Raw genomic sequence first — 23,802 nt, forward strand, 5'->3', positions numbered from 1 at the left:
CTCAAATTCGCCAAAATGAATTTTCAAGATTAGGGAACTATAATGTCGTATTAAAATATATTAAGGGGGAGAAAAATTGGACAATGAAATGAATTATGGAAGTGATTACAAGTTTATTCCAGCAACTTCAATTGAAAGTGGTCACGGCATCGAAGTATTGCCTGATTTATTTTGTTACACGATTCAAATCGTCAATATATGCTTTGTTGGAAATCCTAAGACCAATGATTTTGTTTTAGTTGATGCTGGAATGCCTAAATGTGCAAATGAAATTATCTCTATCGCTGAGGATCGATTTGGTACCAATAGTCGCCCAAAAGTAATTATTTTAACTCACGGCCATTTTGATCATGTTGGGGGAATAATTGAACTCATCAAGTATTGGGATGTTCCCGTCTATGCACATCAAATGGAGCTACCGTTCCTGACTGGACAACAAAGCTATCCAGAACCAGACCCTACAGTTGAAGGTGGTATGGTAGCGAAAATGTCTCCTCTGTTCCCAAACGAACCAATTGACTTAGGAAATAACGTAAAAGCGCTACCTACCGATGGAAGTGTTCCCCATATGCCAGAGTTTAGATGGATTCATACACCAGGACATACTCCAGGGCATATTTCATTATTCCGAGAAAAAGACCGAACTTTAATTGCTGGGGACGCTTTTGTTACAGTGAAACAGGAGTATCTATATAAAGTCATAACTCAAGAACAGGAAATAAGCGGTCCGCCTCGTTATTTAACAACAGACTGGAAAGCCGCTAAAGAGTCAGTTCTTAAGCTAGAGAAGTTAAAGCCTCTAACCGCTGTTACTGGACATGGAATACCGATGTCGGGTGAATTGCTATCAACAAGCCTCAAAACACTCGTTCAAGAATTTGATAAAATTGCTGTACCTGATTACGGAAAATATATAGATAAAAAGATGCATTAAACGCGGGAATACTTTGTTTATTTTTATATTAACGAATCAGAATATGATACAAAATCAAAACACCAAAAAATATTAAGTTTAATATGAAAAAAACTGTACTTAGGCAACCTCTCTATTATAAGAATGGAACTATCCTTTGTGAATAAAGCTCGATATTCCGCAAATACTATCCATAGTATAAGCCTGCTTCTTACCCAGGTTGTACCTCTTACCATTAAAGGGTGATTAAAACGGGTTACGCTATATAAAAGCATAATCCGTTTTTAATGAAATATTGTATTCCATATACATTTAAACAATGGAGGAAAATAATGAAACATATTGTTGCCTTATTAATTAAGTACACAGCGATAACTGCAGTATTGCTAATCATGCTCAGTATCTTTCAAGGCATTTCAATTCCTAAAGTATTATTAATTTCTCTTTTCCTTACGGGAACTGCCTATTTAATCGGAGATCTCTTCATTTTACCTAAATACGGAAATGCGATTGCTACAATGGCAGATTTCGGCTTAAGCTTTTTCGGAACTTGGTTACTAACATCCTTGTTTACTAATTTAGATGCTACTCGTAATATTGGATTTTCTTCATTTTTAGCTGCTTTAATTATTGGCGGAATAGAAGTTTTCTTCCATATTTATATGCAGAAGTTAGTACTGCGTAATGACAATAAATTAAGAGAACATAATCATATTCCCCATGATAAATACGCTATGGAGATATCAGATGAATATATGGATTCTTCCACAATAAATAAGTCCAAGCTTGAGGATACACCTAAAAAATAAAAAAGTGGCCAACGCCACTTTTTTATTTTTGTTTATTACGCTTGGTCAGAATTTCTTACATGTAATGGAGGTGGAACTACCCATCCCTTTTTCTTACTTAAACGTAGCAGAGTTACACCTGCCTGCGCTTTTTTCATATGAAATTGTCCGAATAACATGCCTACATCTTCTCGAAGGCATTTTCCCATTACTTGACTACATGTCACAAGTCCAGCTGCTAATCCTGTAGAAACAGCTGCAGCAATTTCAACATCATTAATACGCGCTCCCGGAGGAATGTCTTCAATAGATGCAACTGGTCGTTCTGGAGGAGCAGGCGGTAAAGCGACCCCATTAATCTTTAAAAGAGCTTTTAATTCTTCTATTTCCGAATTCATATCATTTTCAATTAAGCCTTCTAAAAACTTCTTCAAATCTTCATCACCTGTGTGATTCATAAACACTTGATGGCTTGCAATTGCACCCTGTGCAGCAAGAAGATAACTCCAAATGTCAAATACTTCTCCGTAATGTAAAGGTTCATTTTGAGGATTTCCACTTAATATACCCATTTTTAAATTCCTACCTTTCGAAAATATCATAATAAATATTGATTTCAATATTGAAATCAAATTTTTAAGTATGCTTTTTCCTGCAAAAGATTTTCTACTATGCATGGAAAACACCTTTCCAACACTGCGTGTTTATTGTTTAGGAAAGTAGTTTACAAATTAAATACTCAAAGATTATGAAAGAAGATTATCAATAATCTTTGAGTGAGAATCTGTTTAATATAAGGTTTTTTATTTTTATGAATACACAAAAGAAATTGATTTACATATTTGCTATATTTTAAGCCAATTTACTTAGCGGTTAGCTCTACCACCAAGTTGTTGTTCTGCCATTGCTACTAAACGTTTTGTAATTTCACCACCAACAGATCCGTTTGAACGAGCTGTTGTATCTGCACCAAGTTGTACACCAAACTCTTGTGCAATTTCATATTTCATTTGATCAAGAGCTTGTTCAGCGCCTCGAACTAATACTTCATTACGACTTCCACTATTATTTTTTCCCATATTGTTTCACCTCCGATGTTTTTAATATGCTACAAATTATGAAATAATAATTATCCTTTTTATGGAAATTAGATTATGAATAAAAATTGATTTTTTTCTTAAAGTAGGGCAAAACATATAAGAAAGAATAACTGATATAACATACTTTCATAACAACACTATGTATACTTTCTAATTCCCTTCAGTAAACAAAAGAAAGATTTCTATTTCACCAAGAGATTAAATAAAATTATGTTTTGAGACATAATCCAAAAGGAGATATGAGATGAAAGCTGTAACCTATCAAGGACCAAACCAAGTACAGGTTAAACAAGTGGATGATGCAAAATTAGAGAAAAAAGATGATATTATTGTAAAAATTACTTCAACCGCTATTTGCGGTTCTGATTTACATCTATATCAAGGCAACATGCCCTTACCTCAAGGATACATTATCGGCCATGAACCAATGGGAATCGTTGAAGAAGTCGGGCCAGATGTCACTAAAGTGAAAAAAGGCGATCGTGTTGTCATCCCATTCAACGTTTCTTGTGGACATTGTTTCTATTGCCAACATGAAATGGAAAGTCAATGTGATAACTCAAACCCTCATTACGATTCTGGTGGATACTTTGGTTATACAGAGAAATTTGGTAATCATCCGGGCGGACAAGCAGAATATTTAAAAGTTCCTTTTGGAAATTTCACTCCATTTGTTATACCGGAATCATGCGAACTTGAAGATGAATCCCTACTATTTCTATCAGATGTTTTACCAACAGCCTATTGGAGTGTAATAAACGCAGGCGTTAAGCCAGGTGATACTGTTATCGTCCTTGGTTGTGGACCTGTTGGATTAATGACACAAAAATTCGCTTGGATGCAAGGTGCTAAACGTGTAATTGCAGTGGATTACTTAGATTATCGGATGAATTATGCAAAAAAGATTAACAATGTTGAGGTATTTGAGTTTACAAAATTCCCCGATATGGGAGAACATTTAAAGGAAATTACACGTGGCGGTGCTGATGTAGTTATTGATTGTGTGGGGATGGATGGAAAAAAATCGCCTCTAGAATTTCTGGAACAAAAATTAAAATTACAAGGTGGAACTCTCGGTCCTATTCAAATCGCTACGAAAGCCGTAAGAAAATATGGAACGGTTCAAATGACCGGCGTTTATGGTGGCAATTATAACGCCTTTCCACTCGGTGCATTTTGGGTTAGAAATATTAATCTTAAAATGGGACAAGCACCTGTCATTCATTTTATGCCGGAACTATTTGAAAAAATAACAAATAAAGAATTTGATCCAAAAGAGATTATTACACACAAAATTCCCCTTGAAGAAGCGAGTTATGGTTATCAGATTTTTAATAATCGTGAAGACGACTGTATAAAAGTCATTCTGAAGCCTTAAAGCTACAATTCATTATTCTTAATGAAAAGATAAGATTACATTTCGTAATCTTATCTTTTTTTATTAAATGCTAAGTATCTATCCCCTATTTTCATCTCACATCTAAAATAGTTATTTTCAAAAACTTTGCATTTTGAGGTAATAAATAATTGGTAAAAACATGAATTAAAGTATTAAGTAACCAAATAGCGGACACGATAACAATGTTAACTAACTTAAAAGTGATGTTGATTATATTGCTGCTCCTCTTAATTTTGTTTCTATGAACTATTAAACGCCACTGTTACTTACTTATAATCTCCCTACCTCTATTCACATATAAAATCCCTATATTGTAAACAAAGAGGAGGGACTTGTCCCCCCTCTTCTTTTAATTTTTCTTTAAAAGAGTTGCTCCTGCAATCCCTGGATGTGTCATTTCGAATGGATCTAGAATTAACTCTAAGTCTTCTTGTGACAATACACCATTTTTCACACAAAGTTCTCGAACGGATTGGCCTGTTGCAATTGCTTCTTTCGCAACGCGAGCTGCTGCTTCATAACCGATATGAGGGTTCACGGCTGTAATAATTCCTACACTTTTCTCAACATACTCTTTTAAGCGATCTTCATTCGCTTCAATTCCTTTTAAGCAATTATCTGTAAAGGCACGGAAACCGTTATTCATAATGCTAATCGATTGCAGTAAGTTGAAAACAAGTACTGGTTCCATCACGTTTAATTCTAATTGTCCTGCTTCTGAAGCAAGGCAAATTGTATGATCATTACCTATTACTTGGAACGCAATTTGATTAATAACTTCTGGCATAACAGGGTTTACTTTCCCTGGCATAATAGATGAACCTGGTTGACGAGCTGGTAACATAATCTCTGCTAAACCAACACGTGGACCTGATGCCATTAAGCGAAGGTCATTCGCAATTTTAGACATATTCATCATACATACTTTCAGTGCTGCAGATACTTCTGTGTATGCATCTGTATTTTGCGTTGCATCTACTAAGTCTTCTGCACCAACTAGTGGTAGTTCACTAATTGCAGCTAAATGTTTTACAACTGCTTCAATGTATTCTGGATCTGCATTTAAGCCTGTACCAACTGCAGTTGCTCCCATGTTCACTTCATATAAGTGTTGACGTGATTGCTGAATTCGTTTCATATCACGTTCAAGTACACGAGAGTACGCCTTAAATTCTTGTCCAAGGCGAATTGGCACAGCGTCTTGTAAATGTGTACGACCCATTTTAATCACATGATCGAACTGTTCTGCTTTTAATTCAAATACATCGTGCATATAACCCATCGTTTGTAATAAACCTTCTAATGCGTTTAATGTAGCGATATGAATCGCTGTTGGGAATGCATCGTTTGTTGATTGCGCCATGTTTACATGACTATTTGGACTAATATAATGATAGTCTCCCTTTTCCATCCCTAATAATTCAAGAGCACGATTGGCAATGACTTCATTTGCATTCATGTTCATTGAAGTACCCGCTCCGCCTTGGATTGGATCTACGATGAAATGATCATGCCATTTTCCATCAAGAATTTCTTGAGCAGCTTCTGCGATCGCACCGCCCTTGTTTAATTCCAATCTTCCTACATCTGTATTCGCAAGCGCTGCTGCTTTTTTTACAATTGCGAACGCTCTAATTAAACTTTCATGAATTTTATACCCTGTAATCGGGAAATTTTCAACAGCGCGTAAAGTCTGAATTCCGTAATATGCCTCAATAGGTAATTCCTTTCCTCCCAAAAAATCATTCTCCACTCGCACGTTCTTGTTTGTCATTGCCATTTTAATTTCTCCCCCATATTAAATGTAAAACCTAAATAAATCATATGAAGTCATTACCAATCCTTATCAGATTTTATTGTTAAATCGTAGGCTAAAGGCTCTTCAATAATTTTTTTAATCTCTTCTAATTTATTAGTTTTCCCAAGCGCCCACATCAATTTTGCTATGATGGCTTCCGTATTCATATCTCCAGACAATATTACTTGATGTTGCGCCACTTTCCGTCCTACTTCATAGAGAAGTATGTCTTCTCCTTCTTCCAGGCATTGAGTAGTAATCACTACAGCAATCCCCATTTCAGTCAACTCTTGAATTTTCGAAAGCAAGTTCCTTCCTTCAAAAGGTAATCCACCGTTTCCAAAACTTTCAATAATAATCCCTTTATACAAATCTTTTAAACAATCAAATACCTCAGGCTTTGTACCTGGATACAATTTCATAAGAAAAACATCCGTACATAAATTAGTATTTATTGAAAGTTCACTATGTGAGGAAGTTGGCTTCCAATGATATTTCACCTCATCTTCATTTACCTCAGCAACATATGGATAATTCACACTTTCAAATGCATCATAACTTTTTGTTCGCATTTTAACTGCTCTCGTCCCAATAATCACCCTACTATCAAAAACAATAAACACACCGCCAACATCCTCACAGGCAAACCTAAGAGCATCAGCTACATTTTTCTTTGCGTCTGTCTTTTTAAAACTAATAGGTACTTGTGAACCTGTTAAAACAACTGGTTTTCTTAAACCTTGCAGCATATAAGATAACGCAGAAGATGTATAAGCTAACGTATCCGTTCCATGTGTAATCACAAACCCGTCATAGTCATCATAGTGATTAAAAACAGCATTAGCTATTTCTTTCCAGTGCTCAGGTTGCATATTGGTACTATCAATATTCATTAAGATTTTGCAATCTATTTCTAAGTTTCGAGAAGACTTCGAAAAATAATTCAATAATTCCTCAGCGGACAATCCTGGAACAAGCCCCTCATTCCCCTCCACAGATGCAATTGTCCCACCAGTTGCAAGTAATAAAATTTTCTTCATACACAACCCCTCCATAAAATAAACAACGATATAGCGTTCGCGTAATGCGTATTTATATTTATCATTATAGAACTTAATTTGAATTAATCAAGATTTTGTATTCAATACGCGTACTTTTTTTCTATTCTTGATTCTTTTTCTATGTTATAATTAATTTAATAAAATTAGATGGGGTATGAGACGAATGCTGGAACGTTTATCTAAATTAAGAAAAAATCAAAAATGGTCCTTACAAGAGACAGCAGATCGACTTGGGATTGCGAAAAGCACCTATGCCGGGTATGAAAATGGTTATAGATTACCTTCATTACAATCTTTATCAAAAATAGCCGATTTATTTGATACATCTGTAGATTATATATTAGGCCGAATTGAACATTCACATCAAAACAAAGATGTAATTGATATTACAAGACTCCTAAACGATCCAGATCCAACACTTTTAATAGATGGAGAAGCACTGTCAACAGAAGAGATAATAGATTTTATTGCTTTTGTGAGAAGTAAACGAGAACTAAGTTCCAAGAGAATAGAAAATATTGAACCAACATGTAAAAGTTGATTCAATAAAAAACGAAGACACTGTACTCTTTAAACTTAGAAATACTTAGACAATTAATTTGCAAACGGTTTATATAATGAATTCTTAGCAGCTGGCCTCATTCGGGGACTTATACTTGGAAACAATCCCATTGGTTATATGATTCAATTATTTTTCATCATTTGTATAGTGGTAGCAGCTATTTTCGGAGGTTTCACATCCAATAAATCAATTATCATAAAACAAGGATTTCTCGCTATTTTAGCGTTGCTTGCCCTTTTATCTGTCATATAGAACTAAAACTTTTCAATAAAGGAACTCACTTTTGAAGAATACGCCATTCTTTCTGTAGATTTATAAGAAAGAATGGCGTTTTTGTATGTCTATTTCTGTATCGAAAGAATTTGAAAGTATAACAGAATTTAAACAAGAATTAGCAAAGTATATAAAGTACTATAATCATGAAAGAATCAAGGAAAAATAAAAGGAAATGAATCCAGTATTGTACTAGGCTCATTCCCTAGAGGCTATTTAATAAACTGACCTTTCTAACTTTCGGGGACACAGTCTAATTGAAGTGCTACAAGCAACGAATTTACTATTTTAAAGTTAAGTGTTTAACCTTTAAGTACTTAAATTCTTTTTTCCAGATAAAGCATACATTATATCTTGATGTTTTATTGTCCTCTTATAATTATGTGGTATCGGGAATTTATTTCGGTGTTCTTTTATTATAATTATGATTACTATAAGTGATAAAGCTACAGGTATAAAAACGATTAACAAAGCATCTTAATGTTTATGAAATTCTTTGTTAATCGTTTCTCTTCTCCCTAATCTCCTGCGAGACTATATTTTTTTATTAAAATTTTCCATATCTTATTTGATTTATTCTGTAACACCAGATTGGGTTACTTTTACATCAGCTGTTACACGAAAACGTAAATGTTTATAGGATTCTTCCCATTCTTGACTGTTCCATTTTCTTACGTGAGTTCTACCAAGCTTTCTAAGTCCTATAGGATCTGTGTCTTTTTTAATAAATCTCTTTATCAATGTAGTTGCTTTTTTTTCTATTTCTTTTTCCATAATTTTTTCTAATTTTTTTATTTCTTTAGGATTATCTAGATTTTTTGTTTTTGTAAATTCTTGAATTTCAGCTTTAACTTGAATATGAGCATTTACGAATGGATGCTTACTATTCCCCTCCATCTTATATTTTGTTCTAGCTTTTATATTCTCTATCGTGGCGTAAGTATTTGAGGAACCAGGTAGTTTGAATTGGTATGTACCTTGTTTAAAATTATCTGTCAACAATTTAAATACAAATAAATCTTTAGGGTTTACTTTATCAACCATTTTACATCTTTTAAAAAGTGCTATTCCATCTAACTCCAACACATTACCTTTTTTAGATATTATCGGTAAATATGAATCTCTCGCATCATCATTAAGTTGGTTTAAAAACATAAAAAAATTTGTTTTTGGCTGCGTTCCATTATCCATATTTTGCTCCAGTAAAGAGGATAGATAGGAAGCAATTTCTTTTTCTTCAGAATAATTCCCCTTTAATAGTGATTCCCCTTTTACATTTGTAATTGCTAAATAAATTGCATTTCCTACACTAGGATTTCGGTTCAAAGTCTCTAAAATTTCCTGCATTCCCTTATCAATTATTTTTTCATTAAATATAATAACACGCAATTGCCCCAACTCTAGAGGTCCAGAAGATTTTTCGGATGCTCTTGCAAGAACTTCTCTACCAGTCTGGCCTGATGCTGAATAGATTTTCGTTTCACCTTCCCCGCCTCCTTTATAAGCTGAAATCGCAAAGGTTCCTTTTAGCTTACCTTTTGCTTCGGTATCATATGCCGCAACTTGAACTAAGTCAATGTCATCCACAATTTTCGTTTTAGCACAACCTATTAAGAAGACACTTACTATAAGGAAAAGTATCCATCGCTTCATGTTTATCTCCTTAACTTTATTTTGGCGGTTTGAATTAGCCATAATATAGGTAGGTATACATATATATATACAAAGCCAATTTGACCTGTCCAAGTATTTAATAAGTTAATTTTATTACGGTTATTCAAGAAAAATGATAAAACAAAGATGAACAGGATGATAACTGGCAAAACATATTTTTGCTTTATTCCCAGTGCCTCTTTTATACCACGACTTACTCCCCATAATGTAAAGGAAACATTGGGTAATATAAAAAAAGCCCAAACAGAAACAATAATGTATTCAAACCGCTCTATAAAGGGAAATTGTATAATTTTAATCATGCTTAAATATGCCCATATCGCGCTCGCTAGTTGTTTTTCACTAAAAAACGCAAGAGTTAAAATCATAAGGTATGTGTAGACAATAGTCGTTACTAAATTTGCATAGTGCGCATATTTTTGAGACGTTCTTGCCTTTTTAATAAATGGGTAGTATAACAATAACATTTCAAATCCAAAAAAACTAAACATATTTCCTTTCATTCCTTTCATAATTTCTAGGAATGAATGCTGTGCAATTGGAAATAAATTTTGGAAATCTGCATACTGCAAAGGATAAAAAAATGTGAAGATTAGAATGCTTGGGATAACGATTCCAAAGAAGCCGATTCCAGCAACTACACGAAATCCTCCAGTCACAATGTAATAACATAGACCCAAAAAAGCCCCTGCTATAATCCAAGATGAAATGGAAGGAAACATCCAAACATGTACTACTTCGATATAGGTATGTAGTGTTGTTGCACCTAACAATACAATATAAGATAAAAAAATGAAGTTGAACAATCCACCAATCCATTTTCCAAGTACGTCTTGATTGATTGCAATGATATCTCCATTACCCTGATTTAAAATCTGATATATGATCCAAATCATAAGATTAACAGATATTCCAAAAAGCAGCGTGCTAATCCACGCATCATTTCCAACTAATTTTGCACTAATCCTTTCAAAACCAAGCATACCAACCCCCATCTGTATAGTAATAATTAAAAAAAACACCATATATGGAGAGACTTGATACTCAATTGGGATCTGTTTCATAATGCTCCTCCCTGTTAATTTCAATCATCAAAATCATTTCGTGATTTAATTTTATTTTTCTCTACCTCTTCTGGATTAAAACGAAAACGCTGTTTAGATCTTGAAAAAATAGGACGTCGAAACATCGCTGAGATCGGCAAACGGATAATGCTGTCTTTCCAATCTGTAGGGCGTGTAGGATAAAAAGGAAACAAATAAGGACGTCTTAATGATTCTGTACGTAATAAACGTGCTAAAAGCAAAGAGCTTGTTAAAACAATTCCTAATAAACCCAACAGGTGTGCAGATATTATAAAAGGAAAACGAATTACTCGAATTGTATTACCAATTCGATATATTGGTGCTGTAAATGAGCTAAGAGCTGAAAGTGCAACAATAATAATAAGTACATTACTTGTAAGACTTGCCTCTACAGATGCCTGTCCAATTACAATACCACCTACTATACCGACAGTTAGACCCACTTTAGTTGGTAAACGTGCCCCCGCTTCTCTCAGTAATTCAATCGTTATTTCTAAAAAAAGCGCTTCAATTAATGGAGGAAAAGGTACTTTACTTCTCGATATGATTAACGTTTCAAGAAGTTCTTTTGGAATAAGCTCGTAATGATATGTTAAGATTGCAACATATAATGGAGTCGTTAAGACAGAAAACATAAAAGCAAAAAGCCTTAATAGACGAAAAAAAGAGGCAATAATCCAAGGCATGGTGTAATCTTCTGTCGTAGAAAAAAAGTCAATTAATGTTGTTGGAAGAGTGATTGCATAAGGTGAGCCATCTACAAAAAGTGCAATTTTCCCTTCTGCCAATACAGCTGCTACACGGTCTGGTCGTTCTGTATTCAAAAATTGAGGAAATATAGAATTCGGGTTGTCTGCAATTAACTGCATCAAATACGTGCTATCCAAAACGTGGTCTGTTTTTATTAGACTCACCCTTTTTATAATTTCTTGTAGATTTTGATCATTTACAATTCCCTCAATATATACAATCGCAACGGTTGTGTTAGATAGAGAGCCTACTTTCAATTCCTTCATTTGTAAATAAGGTGTTGGAAGCTTTCTACGTACTAAATTTAAGTTTACATCTAAATCTTCAACAAACGCGATTTGTGGACCCACGATATTGTATTCAATTTCAGCTTTTGTAATATCTCTTTTTTCTTTCTTTGCCACATTGATTAACAAGCCATTTAATTTATCTGTATCGAACTGAATAAGTATATAGCCGTTTAAAATACTATCCTGAATATCTTCCATTTGATTTGTTATTTTTGAATTTTCAAAGGGTAAGACAGACCGAATATCTTGTAATGAATCGAAGCTCTTCTCTTTTATATAAGTTAAAACCTCTTCATGAAATATATTTACATCGATTAAGGTTCTAAAATATGAAATGACTATAGAGGATTTGTTTGAAGCGATCTCCAACGTTATAAAATCTTTAGATTTTTTTAGTAATTGCATTAATTCCTGCAAAGATTTTATAGAGTGAACAGGTACTTTTTCATGTGGTTTCAATTGATAATACCCTTCCTTTCAAAAAGAACCTATATATAGTTTTTAGAAATTTCTATTTTAAAAATGAGGGATATTTATATGTCAATATGCTCCTTAAAAATAATGCCTTTTTAACTAACTTAACCAAAATTAGTTAAAAAATGTATTACAAGTAAAAATTTGAAATGTCTCCAAGAAAAATTACAATATTAAAAACATCCTTTCTTTTGGTTCTAAAGAAAGGATGTTTTTATAACAGGCTTTTTCAAGTGTCTATTCTATAGGGTACATTTACCAGTGTTCTTCTCTTTATTATTTCATTAAGTAACATTGGCATTACATTCTGTATGGTTTCTTAAAAAATTTCAGTAAGAGAATATCTTAATTTTGAAGTGTACAAATAGGGAGAGTGACTTCAACTGTAGTCCCCTTATTCATTTCACTCTTAATAAATATCTTTCCCTGATGTGTTTCAATGATTTTATAACAGATCATTAATCCTAAGCCAATCCCCTCTTCTTTAATACTATAAAAAGGTTCTCCGAGGTATGGTATACGTTCTTTTGGAATCCCACACCCTTGATCGATAAAACGAATGCTTACTTGATTATTATCAAGTATATTTATTTGAATCAGAATTTCCCCTCCCATCGGCATAGATTCAATTGCATTTTTTAATATATTAACAAATACTTGTTTTAATTGATTTCCTTCACATGAAATCAATGGAATACCAGGGTTAAGATCGATTCTAAATTTTATATTATGCATCATTGCTTGAGGTTGTAGTAGCATTACAACTTGATCCATTAGCACACTAATGTTATTAGGTTGCATTTTTACTACCTGTGGTTTGGCTACCGCCATAAATTCAGTTGTTATGCTCTCTATACGCTCAATCTCTGATGATACTATATTAATATAACCCTGATTATTCTCATTTTCCGTTGATTTTAGTAATTGCATGAACCCTTTCATTGCAGTTAATGGATTATTAATCTCATGAGCCATTACAGTCGCTAATTGTCCTACAACAGCAAGTTTTTCAGATTTTCGTAATAATTCTTCTGTTTTTAGCCGTTCAGTGATATCACGAGAAATACTTAGAAAAACTTTTTTACCATTTAAGTTAAAAACACGAACACTAAACTCAGTTGTTATTACTTTTCCTGTTGGGAAAACATATTCATCTTGCAAAGTGAAGGAAGTTTGTCCTTTTTTAATTTTTTCTAATAACCTTACGATTATTTGAGAATCTTGTGGTACTATATTTGAAAATGATAATGAGAGCAACTCTTCTCTACTATATCCAAATCTTCTACACCCAACAGGGTTTACCTCAATAAATCGACTTGGAGCATTATCTTCATTCAGCTCTACTACATATACCGCATCAGTTGCTTGTTCGATTAGTGCACGGTACTTCATTTCACTATCTCTTAATTGCTGGTGTAATCGATGCCGTTCTCTTTCTGCTTGTTTTCTTTCAGAGATGTCTCTACATATTGCTGATAAAGCTATCACATTTCCTCTTACATCTAGTATAGGAGAAACTGTCAGACTGATATCAAGAAGACTCCCATCACTCCGTTGTCTAACAGTTTCTAATCTAGTAACCACCGATTCTCCTGTTAGAATTTTCTGAATATTTTCGAGCGATTCTTCCATTAAAAAATCCGGTACACAAGGTAATCTCTTACCTATGATTTCTTGTGATGACCACCCAAATATCTTTTCATAAGCTTTATTGGCTTGTAAAATATGCCCTTCTCGATCAGAAATGGTAATAGCATCTAGATTATGCTTTATAAATGATTCTAATAATTCTTTGGTAGCGCTTAATTCTGATTCTACCTTTTTCCTTTCGGTTATATCAACTGTAGAACCAACAACTTCAATAACTTGTCCATTTCGTTTAATTGGCCTAAGCGCAATAAGAATAATAGTTTTATCATTTGGCCAAGGTAATTCAAATATAATTTCTTTTCCTTCCCATGCCTGGAGATAGTACTTCATCAATTGTGGAACTAAATGTGGAGGAATAATAGAAGCATCAATAGTACGTAAGCTTTTTCCTACCACCTGTTCAGAATAAAATCCGTTTTGATAATAAAACTGTCCATCACATAAAGTGTGTATAAAGTGCTTATCCACTTTTTTAAATTTAAAAATTCCTCCTTGAAGCTCATGTACGGTATCTGTAAGTTCTTGCTTCGATTTTTTTAATTCTCGATTCATTTTAGATAAGTCCTGTGTTAAATAATACAATCTCTGGTAGGCTTCCATAAGAAATAGCCCAATTAAAAGTCCTAACGCTATATATAATAGGCCTCCTGTGTAAAGTAATGTAGTATTAAATAATACGCCAACTAACCACTTTATTCCAATAAAAACAGAAAAATATAACGATGCACTTTTAAAAGGATGTAGTTTTTTAAAATAAGTTTTAAAAGTAGAAAATAGAATCCCCATACATAAATAAGCAATCACAGGAGGTTCCCAATACTCTCCAATGTAAAAAATACGCATTAATATTATGCTAATTAGCGTAATCCAACCAGCAATACGACCAAAGTAAATAAAAGATAGAATAAGAGGAACAACTCGAAGATCGTAGGAAAATCCCATGTATGGAAAAGAAAAGAACATTAACGTAACTGCAATAATCCCTCCATAGAGCTTTTCGAAATATCGACTAGAATTAATTGTAAACACTTGAATAAATATTGCTGCGCTAACTAATAAAGAAAAAATAGAAAGGTTGATGAAATAATCTTTAATAATCATGTAATGTCCCTCCTTGCATTAAGTGTATTCGACAAAAAAGCTAAAAATCCTACAAATTGTATAAACAGTTCAAATGCATAAATTTTAAACTAGGATAAAATCTGGAAAAGTAAATAAGGAACACAGCAGATGGGATATTTTAATGAAAAATAGTTCAAAAAAGATAATAGTAACCGTTGACTACTATTATCTTTTTTCTTTAAGTTATCGTAATACGTATGAAACTCTAAGGGACGTGGTATGTCATTTCATCAAACAATGATTATATACTGAGTCATGAATATAGAAATTTCAGCAGTAATTTTTGAAAAATAACATAAAAAACAAAACTATCTTTGAAAATGGAAAAAATCTATATGAATGTCAACTAATCTATGTACAAAAACGTTCACTTAATTTTGCATAAAATCACTCCACTTAGGAAGCTAAGTAGTTCTTCAAGGTCGATAAGAACACCTGTAGATGCTTCAGGATAACTACATAATTGTATGGGTAATGTACTTGAAACCTTTCGGTAAAACCATACACATAATGCAAGTAACGCCTTGGTTCAATATTTACTTTTTCTTGAGCTAAGTATTCTAGGACATAAGGAGAAATATACCATTACAATTTTTCAATTAACTTGTTGTCTAGTTTATTGTCCAGCTCCAATTACTTCGTTACTTTCAGATTCAGTTCATTATATTTTGTACTTTGTCTTTATACACAACATATTCTTTACCATCCACTACTGCTACTACCGCAAATTCATCATTTGGATTGAATGAAAGCCAATCAGCCCACATGTTAGTATTAGCCCCTCCACTCCACATATTATGAACAGTGTTTTTAGTTAAATTCATAACTTTATAAGACGCATTTGGCGCATTTGTTCCAGTCTTTATTTCAAAAGTGTATGCGTTATGAATCTTTTTATAAAAGTAGAAAACGTTTGATGGACGAAGCTGATTCAAAAAATCCTGTTCTTTTTTCTCTGCAATTTTTATCCCTTCTTGCAAAGTGACAACATCTGTTTTTAATGTTTTCCAACTGTTTTTCGCTGCATTCAAGCTAGGGGTTAAGAATTTATATTTATTTTGATCAGCTTTTTGATCAGCTTTATCAATATGTCCCAGTACACCCGAATATTGAGAATCTAAATCCTCCCATTGCGTAGACATATAAGTAAGAGCAGTGATAGCACTATCAAGCATACTATGCATATCACTAATATTATGAAATGCAACTCCAACTACACGATTCAATGTTATTTTATAATCTACAGTCTGACGCAATTTTGCTAATTCAGGTTCTAGCCAACCTAACTTACCTCTTGCATCACCTATCATTATGCCACCAGCAATCAAGGTTGGAATAAAGGGGATTTTCACCATGTCTAACCCCTTAGATTCTATGTCTTTCTGATATTTTACTTGTCCTAAAAGGTCCTCTAGACGCTTTTGGTCCGCCTCCACATCAGCACCTTGGTTTTTTAAAATCGATTGCAATGTCTCTTTATGACTTCCAAATGTTCTAACATCTTCTCCAATAGCATTTTTTAATTGCATTAATTCTTCTATTAATGCTTTTGCAGACTTTTGATTTTGTTGAATTCCTCCCTGTAGATCTTTAATCCCTTTTTTTAAAGTATCTCCATTTCCAGTATTGATCGCCTCTACTAATGTTTCATAATGATTTTCAAATTTTGTATCGTATTCTATAATGCCTGTCAATGTATCAAAAAGTTGTTTTTTTACTTGTGTATTCCATGTAACAGCATGTGCTCTTGCATTCTTTTGATCTTGTACAATTTTACTAGGTAAATCTGCATTTCCATTAATAGTTATTCCTTCAAAACTCACATCTGGATTATTAATTAGCAAATAAGAGTATTCATTCATAGCTTTTGCAAATAAACCAGCATCTTGCAAAGCTTTTTTCATCTGTTCTTCATTTGCTGAAAGAGATATATTTTCAATGTTCGTTTGTTCAATTTCAATTGCAAAAGTTTCTATTGGTATGACTGCATAAGTAGTTGTTATAGTTATAAACGCTGATACAGCGAGTAGTTTATTAGGGGTTTTTTTCATCATTTCGTATTCCTCCTATATAAGGTATGGTTTCAAGTTCTAATCTTATTAAAAAGCGATGTCTTTCAAAATGAGTTCTACATCTTTTATCAGTATCGTTTGAACTTTCTTTAGCAGCCTTCAAATCATTAAGTATTAAAGAAAATGTATATAATCTACTTCAAATTAACCGATTCTGTTGCAAATTTTAAAAAAGCAATTAAACTACAAGGTTATTTTTTATTCGAATCATACTTATATATAATTGAAAGGCGAAGTCTTTAATGAGACTCCGCCTTTCTGTTATATAAGGATTTATCAATTATTACTTTTCTGTTTAACAGTGTAATCATAGACTTTCTATGTTTTAGTTCACTTTACAACAGAATTAATATTTCCCTATTTTTGTGGAGTAACAGTTTCCACTTTTAATTCCTTTATTCCTTCTTTTAATGTAACAGCATCTGTTCGTAATGTTTTCCAACTGTCTTTCGCTGCATTTAAATTAGGCTTTAAGAATTTAAATTTATTTTGATCGGCTTTTTGAGCTGCATTCTCAATATGCCCTAGAACGCCCGAATATTGAGAATCTAAATCATGCCACTGCGTGGACATATAAGTAAGAGCGTTAATAGCATCATCAAGCGCCTTGTGCATTTCATTAATATTACTGTAAGCAACTCCAACTACACGATTTAAGGTTACTTTATAATCCACGGTCTGACGTAATTCTGCTAATAAAGGCTCTAACTTACCTAAATTATCCCTTGCTACTCCCACTATAATACCGCCAATTATTGGTAGACCCAAAATAGCACCCTTCATTACATTAAACCCATCAGATTCTAATTGTTTATAATAGTTTACTGATCCTAATACTTCTTCTAGACGCTTTTGATCAGCATCAACATCTGCACCTTGATTTTTTAAAATTGACTGCAAGAGCTCTTTATTACTTCCAAATGCTCTAACATCGTGTCCAATAGAGTCTCTTAATTTAGTTAATTCTTCTATTAGTTGTTGTGCATACTTTTGATTTTGTTGAATTTCACCTCGTAAATCTGTAATCCCTTCTTTTAAAGTTTCTCCATCCCCTGTATTAATCGCCTCAATCATTGTTTCATAATAATTATCAAATGTTGTATCATATTCAACAATACCATTCAATGTATCTAAAAGCTGTTTTTTTACTTTCGTATCCCAAGTAACGGCATGTGCCCTTGCATTCTTTTGATCTTGTACGATTCTACCAGGTAAATCTACATATCCATTAATGGTAATTCCCTCAAAATTCACATCAGGATTCTTAATTAACATATAAGAATAGGCATTCATAGATTTTGCAAATAATCCAGCCTTTTGCAAGGTCTCTTTCATTCTCGCTTCATTTGCAGAAAGAGCCGTATCTCCATTATTCGTTTGTTCAATTTCACTTGCAAAAGTTGTTACTGGTGAAACTACATTAGCAGTTGTAATAGTTAATAGCGTCGATACAGCGAGTAATTTGTAAGGGATTTTTTTTATCATTTCATTTTCCTCCAATTTAGGTGTTAAATTTCAGTTCTACTCCTGTTTAAAAGCAATATCTTTTGAAATGAATTCTGCATCTTTATGAATATCATTCCAACTTTCTTTAGCGGCTTTTAAATCATCTGGTATTAAAGAGAATTTGTGGTCTTGCATAGAATCGATATTATCCAGTAAATCTGTATAATTTGCGCCCATTGTATTCCATTGCTTTTGAATATTTGTTAGAGACAATATCGCTTGATCTACAGTCTGATATAAATATGCCAATGTTTCTTTCGCGTTAGTAAGCGAAAGAACTGCTTGATTAGCACGATCTGCTTTCATACTTAATTCTCCGATTTTATTAGAAATTTCATTATAGGAGTCCATATGCTTAGATGCTGTGACACCAGCCGCAGTTCCTAGACCGATACCAGCTGCACCAAGAGCCGAGAGTCCACCAACAACAGCCGGTGTTGCTGTACCGCCAGTTACAACAATAACTACCGCTCCTCCAATAGCTGCAATAACTAAAATAGCTGCTCCCAATCCACCACCAATTGACCATGCTAATACATCATCAAAATGTTTTTTCTGAGTAGAACGAAGTTGCTCAATTTCAGCTTGAAGTTGTGGAATCGTTGCCTGTTGACCTGCTAATATTGCAGTTAATCCACCTTTCCCATCTGGACCACCAACATTATTTTTAAAATCTGTAGAATTTTGATATAGTTTCCCTTTGAAGTCTTGTAGCATCTTAATCACATCTGTAACTTCTTTTGAATTTGTATTGATTGTAGTAATTAAATCATTTATACCCTCTTTTAGACCTGCCTTATCTTTCTTTTGTACAGTTTCTACTAATGTGTCGTAATAATTTTGAAATTGTTCATCGTAATTTACAATATTACGAGCAGTTTTTTGAATCTGTGGCTTCGCTGTATCTAACCAGTAATTCGCATTGATTCGTGACAGCTCTTGATTAAGGTGAATATTTTTGAGCAACTCTCCCCCCTCTGAGCCTAAATCGATATTAGATAAATTTACATTTGGTTGCTTAATCATTGTTTTTGCGTATAAATCCATTACTAGAATATGAGACCCTGTTTCAGCTAATGCTTTCTTCAGTCCTTCGGGGCCTAATGCATAATTGCCTACTTTTTGTTCTTGAGCGGTCGTTTCTTGTGCAAATGCATGAATAGTGTTACCGGTAGTAGCAGTTATAACAGTTGCTAATGTAGCTAAAGTTAGTACTTTGAATGGAAATTTTTTCATGACTATTCTCCTTCTTTCGCTAAATGCTTATAATCTTTATGAATTCCGAAAAAACGCAATATTAAAATTTATACACTTGTTCTTCAAGGTAACTTATTACATTTTTTAATTGTCTTAATGTATCTTTTTGAGACTGCTCGCTAGTTGTATCAACATTAGTAGATAATTTTGTAATGCTATTTTTTATTAGATTTAAATCTTCTTTATAGCGCTTTAGTAGATCAAGTTCTACATCTACTTGATTTGCAAACGTATGCAAATCATTTTGTGTAAGAAGAAGCATTGATTTTTGTAAATCAGCTATTGATAATTTCGTTGTTAAATCATATATTTTTTGATTTTGTTTCTCTAAATCATCTAAATATGCTCGCTGTTCTGCTGTTAATTTATTTACTTCAGCAAAAACGCCAAATGTTTTCTTAATCTTTTCGGTATCAATGACCTTCATCAGGTCATACTCTTGTGTTTTTGCTGCAGCTGCGGCTGCTATTTCACCTTGTTTGCTTTTCTCAATTGCTTCACGAGCTGCTTTTTTTGCTGATTCAATCTCTAGAGCAGTTTTACCTTGCTCTGTTGCTTCTTGCACTGCTTTTTTCTCAGCTTCTAGAATAGAGTTGTTAATTTCTTTTCCTTTGTTATACGCTGCCACCCCTGCTTGCGCAGCTGGTTCAATAATTTCTTTTGAAAGACTATAAACTTCTTTGAATATAGCAAATCCCTGTTCATTTAAAGCCCCTGGTATTAATGCAATTTGCTGTAAATCATTTTGAATTGCTTTTTTGGTATTTAATATTTCATTTTTTAACTGGTCTATTTTTCCTGTTCCGTCTGTACTTAGTATGCCTTGAGCAGTTGCCACATTGGTATCAAAATCTTTTAATTTTTTATCAAGCTGTAATTTAAGATCTGTTAATTCATTGATTTGCCGTTGCGTATTTTCTTGATTCGTCATAGCCATTTCTTGAAGTACTTCAAGTCTATCCGAAAACCCTTCTCTATCTTCTTTATTGTCTACAAACGATTTTAATGTCGGGTAATAGCTATTAAATTTTGTTACAAATCCTTTGCTTTTTGAATTTAATAGAATTAACTGTGGATAGAGTTCCGATGACCATTCCTTCATATCTTGTTTGATTAGGAATTGATTTGTATTTAAAGCTGTGACTTCCTCTAACTGTACATTAGGACTCATTAAAGATTGATCAATATACGTTTGGATTAATTTAGATTGCGCACCTAATTTTCGTAATGAAGAGGAAATATCCATGCCTTCCTGTTGAGTTTCCGCTTGAACGATTGGTGTTGCGAGAGTATTGATAGGAATATTCCCTCCAGTTACAATGGATGTGACTAATAATCCTGTAATTATTTTAGTTTTCATTCCGTACACTCCTTTACCATTGTTTTTATAACTTAATTCATATAACTTGTACGACCTCTCTCTTTGTAAACTGGTTAAGAAGGAGAAATCTTTCAGATAGGATAATATCGTTATTTTTTACTTCTAATAGGATGTAAGGATTTTACTTACCTCTCATTTCGATACTCTATTTTTTCAAATATAAATAACAAAAATTTATTAACTATATTTGAATCAAGCACCCTATGAATAGTAAATGAGTAATTCTTCCCTAGAATTGCGGTTTAACTTACAGAACCGCGAGAATCAATAAATCAATGCTTACAGTTAATCTTGTCATAACATTGTTTAATTTCAATTTAATAATATTACTCTTAGTTTTATCAGCAAGCTCCTTACTAGACAACAAAAGGTGAAATTATACTGTACATTGCTTATACTTTTATTGCGGAATAACTTCACTTTTGTTATGCAGAAACTTAGAACACGTTTATTACAAATTTGATTCTTAACCTCTTGTTAATAAATTTACTATTTAGAAAATTATTAACAACATAATGTTACTTACAACTTCACTATAATTCCTATTAGCGTAACCTTCTCCTTTCTGTCTGGTCATACCAGTTATGTTGTTCATTAAAACATTAAATTTTTAATGCGTAAATAGAAAAATTTTGTCGATTAAGCTCGATAATTTACTGTTAAATAAAAATATGCCCCGAAAAAAATTATATAAATATAGTTATTCATAAATTTCATTTCTGTAATTGTAATGATTACAAATTAATGTGTATACGGTTAAAAATAACTATTTTAGCTCAACCAAGAAATTTTATTTTAGAAAAAATACTTATAGAATAATATAATAGGTCTTTTTATACTTTTTTACCTTTATTTAGTTATGTATAATTGCATAAAATGTAGATATATTTAGTAATATATGTTATATTGTTGATTTTTTCACAAAACATCCTAATATCATTATTAACAAATATTCAGTATGAAGATATTAGTCTATAAACTTATCATCGTTATAAACATAGGTTTTAAATTACAAAAAAGCTGCAAAGCTTCCTTGGAACACTTTGCAGCCTTCTGTCTTTTTGTTTTCTTTAGCAAAATAATGGTTAGTGAATTTTCATTTTTTGGGGTACTTATACCCATGTTTAAGTCTTTACATTGGAGACAGCGGATAACAAGCTTATATTACTGTATATTTTTCACGGTACTGCCTAGGAGTCATACTAGTGATTTTTTTGAAAACTCTTATAAAATAACTTTGGTCATTAAAGTTAAGCCAAGCACAGATATCTGATAACGAATAAGTAGTGAGTGTTAATAATTTCTTTGCTTCTTCCACTCGTTCCCTTTGAATATATTCGCTTAAAGTAATTCCCATTTCTTTTTTAAATAGTTTAGACAGATAAGTAGGCGTAATTTCTAAATGATTAGCAAGTTCATTCAGAGATATTCCATCGTAAACATTTTTATTAATATGTTTTATACATGTAGTAACCGCGTAAGAATACTTTTTTGCATTGTATTCTTTCACACGATCTGCAAAAGTACGTAAAGCATCCCCTGACAATCGCTTTACAGATTCTACATTATCTAATTGTTCCAGGGTTTGTATATATAAAATACTATGAGCAAAAGCAATATCTGGTGGCAGGTTTCCTTCTATTGCATATCGAGTGGCTAAGGTAATCGCAATAATTCCAAGGTTTTTTTGATTCCTGAGCGGATCCTCTATTAGCATAAGTTCAACATCTTCTTGCGAAACCGCATACATATACTGTATTAACTTTTTTTTATTTCCTTCTTTAATAGTCGAAAAGAAATCATTTACTAATGCCATATTGTGCGTTTTAGGTTTGTTTTGTCGGCGTTTTAAAATATATAAATCCGGTTTCACAATTTTATTAGGAACTTCCTCTAGTACTTTATTTTTTTCCAAGACAATATCTACATCTAACTTTTCATTGAAAATCATGTAATGTAATAAAATTCCCATATCAATTAATGTAGTTTTTTTAATCTCAGATAAACACTGATAATAGGCAAGTCTTTCTTGAATGTTATCATTTGCTTTAAATTCTTTCTGAAATTTTATGATCATATCATCTGAATCTTTTGGATGTATAGTAGGACCGATTATAATAGTCCCTTTAATATCATCATGATTTTCTATATGAATTAGAACAAAATTTTCAAGATAGTTGTTACTTCGGAAAAGTGGCAAGTTAAAGGGATCGTTTTCTTGATAAATATCAGTAAGATGTTCTTCTTTTGAAGAATAAAAAGGACTACAAACATTATCAGATGTAGAATGATATAAAATTTTTCTGTCTGCAGATAAAATATGTACAGGGGCATTAAATGCTTTATGTGCAAGATCACACAAGTGTTGTATATCGATAGAAGTATTCATTACATTCTCCTTTATAGATCTATAAAATATATTCTGTTAGATATAATTCACGACAAATAATACTATAAAATATCAAATTAGTACAATTCACAACAAAATATTACTATATCTTTTTTATAAAAATCATATATTATTTAATTGTAGTTAGCATCTAAATATCAGAGTAGATAAGATAAGTAAAGGAAATAAGCTAAGTTCTTTTCTTAATTCTACAAGATATAATTATTGAACTTGAGAAAACAGTGAAATACTACAAAA

Annotated in this window: 17 protein-coding genes and 2 pseudogenes; 6 read left to right on the forward strand and 13 right to left on the reverse strand. The window is 32.6% G+C overall.

All coding sequences use genetic code 11. The annotated features are described in order from the left end of the window. The first annotated feature begins 76 nt into the window (after window positions 1-76). Together MR107_RS00660 and MR107_RS00665 are read left to right on the forward strand one after the other, a co-directional pair. Entirely contained in the window at window positions 77-934 is an 858-nt protein-coding gene (locus tag MR107_RS00660; RefSeq protein ID WP_063245350.1) for an MBL fold metallo-hydrolase, read from the forward strand. Window positions 935-1,245: 311 nt separating this feature from the next. Further along, on the forward strand, window positions 1,246-1,722 hold the full coding sequence (locus MR107_RS00665; RefSeq protein ID WP_000680665.1) for a YndM family protein: 477 nt from the start codon (window positions 1,246-1,248) through the stop codon (window positions 1,720-1,722). Between the two features lie 35 nt (window positions 1,723-1,757). Here MR107_RS00665 and MR107_RS00670 read toward each other — a convergent pair whose 3' ends face one another. Beyond that, window positions 1,758-2,273, reverse strand: a complete 516-nt coding sequence (locus MR107_RS00670) for a DUF3231 family protein (protein WP_001986359.1) — start codon at window positions 2,271-2,273, stop codon at window positions 1,758-1,760. Window positions 2,274-2,567: 294 nt separating this feature from the next. Continuing rightward, a complete protein-coding gene (gene sasP, locus MR107_RS00675) occupies window positions 2,568-2,780 on the reverse strand; it encodes a small acid-soluble spore protein, SasP family (protein WP_000517671.1) in 213 nt (70 codons plus the stop codon). A gap of 265 nt (window positions 2,781-3,045) precedes the next feature. Between sasP and MR107_RS00680 the strand changes: the two genes are divergently transcribed. Beyond that, window positions 3,046-4,179: a zinc-dependent alcohol dehydrogenase gene (locus tag MR107_RS00680; protein WP_000649086.1), complete on the forward strand. Its 1,134-nt coding sequence runs from the start codon at window positions 3,046-3,048 to the stop codon at window positions 4,177-4,179. Window positions 4,180-4,549: 370 nt separating this feature from the next. On the opposite strand, the gene aspA is transcribed toward MR107_RS00680, so the two are convergent. Both aspA and ansA read right to left on the reverse strand, forming a co-directional pair. Continuing rightward, complete coding sequence (aspA, locus tag MR107_RS00685) at window positions 4,550-5,980, reverse strand: aspartate ammonia-lyase (protein ID WP_001251924.1); 1,431 nt, start codon at window positions 5,978-5,980, stop codon at window positions 4,550-4,552. Between the two features lie 53 nt (window positions 5,981-6,033). After that, the gene (gene ansA / locus MR107_RS00690; protein WP_000722302.1) at window positions 6,034-7,038 is read right to left on the reverse strand and encodes an asparaginase; all 1,005 of its coding nucleotides are present in this window, start codon (window positions 7,036-7,038) and stop codon (window positions 6,034-6,036) included. A gap of 184 nt (window positions 7,039-7,222) precedes the next feature. Between ansA and ansR the strand changes: the two genes are divergently transcribed. The 3 genes and pseudogenes from ansR to MR107_RS00705 form a co-directional block, all read left to right on the forward strand. Beyond that, entirely contained in the window at window positions 7,223-7,600 is a 378-nt protein-coding gene (gene ansR / locus MR107_RS00695; RefSeq protein WP_000893569.1) for an HTH-type transcriptional regulator AnsR, read from the forward strand. A 57-nt stretch (window positions 7,601-7,657) separates the two neighbouring features. After that, window positions 7,658-7,873 (forward strand): annotated as a pseudogene (locus MR107_RS00700) (DUF1304 domain-containing protein); the annotation flags it as partial. Window positions 7,874-7,976: 103 nt separating this feature from the next. Continuing rightward, window positions 7,977-8,063, forward strand: a pseudogene (locus tag MR107_RS00705) (IS3 family transposase); the annotation flags it as partial. 404 nt (window positions 8,064-8,467) lie between these two features. Here MR107_RS00705 and MR107_RS00710 read toward each other — a convergent pair. The 9 genes from MR107_RS00710 to MR107_RS00750 all read right to left on the reverse strand — a co-directional run bounded on the left by MR107_RS00710 (window position 8,468) and on the right by MR107_RS00750 (window position 23,544). Then, window positions 8,468-9,547 (reverse strand): Ger(x)C family spore germination protein, encoded by a 1,080-nt coding sequence (locus MR107_RS00710; RefSeq protein ID WP_000832874.1) that lies wholly within the window; start codon window positions 9,545-9,547, stop codon window positions 8,468-8,470. Window positions 9,548-9,549: 2 nt separating this feature from the next. Then, window positions 9,550-10,632 (reverse strand): GerAB/ArcD/ProY family transporter, encoded by a 1,083-nt coding sequence (locus MR107_RS00715; protein ID WP_000809697.1) that lies wholly within the window; start codon window positions 10,630-10,632, stop codon window positions 9,550-9,552. 20 nt (window positions 10,633-10,652) lie between these two features. Beyond that, window positions 10,653-12,152, reverse strand: a complete 1,500-nt coding sequence (locus tag MR107_RS00720) for a spore germination protein (protein WP_000802295.1) — start codon at window positions 12,150-12,152, stop codon at window positions 10,653-10,655. Between the two features lie 360 nt (window positions 12,153-12,512). After that, window positions 12,513-14,918 (reverse strand): PAS domain S-box protein, encoded by a 2,406-nt coding sequence (locus MR107_RS00725; protein ID WP_078186774.1) that lies wholly within the window; start codon window positions 14,916-14,918, stop codon window positions 12,513-12,515. A 674-nt stretch (window positions 14,919-15,592) separates the two neighbouring features. Then, the gene (gene hblB, locus MR107_RS00730; protein WP_063245782.1) at window positions 15,593-16,993 is read right to left on the reverse strand and encodes a hemolysin BL regulatory component HblB; all 1,401 of its coding nucleotides are present in this window, start codon (window positions 16,991-16,993) and stop codon (window positions 15,593-15,595) included. A 375-nt stretch (window positions 16,994-17,368) separates the two neighbouring features. Beyond that, on the reverse strand, window positions 17,369-18,496 hold the full coding sequence (gene hblA / locus MR107_RS00735; RefSeq protein WP_000591969.1) for a hemolysin BL binding component B: 1,128 nt from the start codon (window positions 18,494-18,496) through the stop codon (window positions 17,369-17,371). 36 nt (window positions 18,497-18,532) lie between these two features. Further along, window positions 18,533-19,753, reverse strand: a complete 1,221-nt coding sequence (hblD, locus tag MR107_RS00740) for a hemolytic enterotoxin HBL lytic component L1 (protein ID WP_000714435.1) — start codon at window positions 19,751-19,753, stop codon at window positions 18,533-18,535. Window positions 19,754-19,814: 61 nt separating this feature from the next. Continuing rightward, window positions 19,815-21,134 (reverse strand): hemolytic enterotoxin HBL lytic component L2, encoded by a 1,320-nt coding sequence (gene hblC / locus MR107_RS00745; RefSeq protein WP_078401515.1) that lies wholly within the window; start codon window positions 21,132-21,134, stop codon window positions 19,815-19,817. Window positions 21,135-22,314: 1,180 nt separating this feature from the next. Continuing rightward, the gene (locus MR107_RS00750; protein ID WP_001097912.1) at window positions 22,315-23,544 is read right to left on the reverse strand and encodes a helix-turn-helix domain-containing protein; all 1,230 of its coding nucleotides are present in this window, start codon (window positions 23,542-23,544) and stop codon (window positions 22,315-22,317) included. Window positions 23,545-23,802: the final 258 nt, after the last annotated feature.

The sequence above is a fragment of the Bacillus cereus group sp. BfR-BA-01441 genome, from assembly GCF_022663075.1.
GTDB classification, from domain to species: Bacteria; Bacillota; Bacilli; order Bacillales; family Bacillaceae_G; genus Bacillus_A; species Bacillus_A cereus.